Source organism: Nocardia sp. NPDC050630, from assembly GCF_044457245.1.
Taxonomy (GTDB): Bacteria; Actinomycetota; Actinomycetes; order Mycobacteriales; family Mycobacteriaceae; genus Nocardia.
In genome coordinates, this window is sequence record NZ_JBITGN010000056.1 from 1 (window position 1) to 1,416 (window position 1,416).

The following is a 1,416-nucleotide window of genomic DNA, read 5'->3' on the forward strand; positions in this document are numbered from 1 at the left end:
AAGGATGTTCCGGCGGTGTCCTACTCTCCCACACCCTGTCGAGTGCAGTACCATCGGCGCTGGTGGCCTTAGCTTCCGGGTTCGGAATGGGACCGGGCGTTTCCCCACCGCTATAGCCGCCGTAACTCTATGAAACTATCCACAAACAGCGCGACAACCCCACAGGAAACACAATCCCTGACGTTGTCTGCTGCAGTGTCTGTGTGTTGTTTCAGATACCGCACAGTGGACGCGTAGCTTCTTCGTTGGTAAGTCCTCGGCCGATTAGTACCAGTCACCTACACCCGTTACCGGGCTTCCAGTTCTGGCCTATCAACCCCATGGTCTGTAGGGGGCCTTAACCACTCGAAGGTGGTGAGAAACCTCATCTTGGAACAGGCTTCCCGCTTAGATGCTTTCAGCGGTTATCCCTTCCGAACGTAGCTAACCAGCAGTGCCCTTGGCAGGACAACTGGCACACCAGAGGTTCGTCCGTCCCGGTCCTCTCGTACTAGGGACAGCCTTCCTCAAGTTTCTGACGCGCGCGGCGGATAGAGACCGAACTGTCTCACGACGTTCTAAACCCAGCTCGCGTGCCGCTTTAATGGGCGAACAGCCCAACCCTTGGGACCTACTCCAGCCCCAGGATGCGACGAGCCGACATCGAGGTGCCAAACCATCCCGTCGATATGGACTCTTGGGGAAGATCAGCCTGTTATCCCCGGGGTACCTTTTATCCGTTGAGCGACACCGCTTCCACTTGCCGGTGCCGGATCACTAGTCCCGACTTTCGTCCCTGCTCGAGCTGTCACTCTCACAGTCAAGCTCCCTTGTGCACTTGCACTCGACACCTGATTGCCAACCAGGCTGAGGGAACCTTTGGGCGCCTCCGTTACATTTTAGGAGGCAACCGCCCCAGTTAAACTACCCACCAGGCACTGTCCCTGAACCAGATCATGGCCCGAGGTTAGAGGTCCAATACGATCAGAGTGGTATTTCAACGACGACTCCACCAACACTAGCGTGCCAGCTTCACAGTCTCCCACCTATCCTACACAAACCGTACCGAACACCAATACCAAGCTATAGTGAAGGTCCCGGGGTCTTTTCGTCCTGCCGCGCGTAACGAGCATCTTTACTCGTAATGCAATTTCGCCGAGTCTGTGGTTGAGACAGCAGAGAAGTCGTTACGCCATTCGTGCAGGTCGGAACTTACCCGACAAGGAATTTCGCTACCTTAGGATGGTTATAGTTACCACCGCCGTTTACCGGGGCTTAAATTCTCAGCTTCGCCACCGAAGTAGCTAACCGGTCCTCTTAACCTTCCGGCACCGGGCAGGCGTCAGTCCGTATACATCGTCTTACGACTTCGCACGGACCTGTGTTTTTAGTAAACAGTCGCTTCTCTCTGGTCTCTGCGACCCAACCCAGCTCCGG

Annotated in this window: 1 rRNA gene and 1 other annotated feature (1 of these 2 only partly in view); the gene reads right to left on the minus strand. The window is 55.6% G+C overall.

Going from position 1 to position 1,416, the window contains the following annotated elements:
- Positions 1 to 7 precede the first annotated feature (7 nt).
- Positions 8 to 124: ribosomal RNA gene (gene rrf / locus ACIBG0_RS42045) — 5S ribosomal RNA — on the minus strand.
- 120 nt (positions 125 to 244) lie between these two features.
- Positions 245 to 1,416: a sequence feature (most likely nonfunctional fraction of RNA operon), on the minus strand (it continues 3,282 nt past the right edge of the window).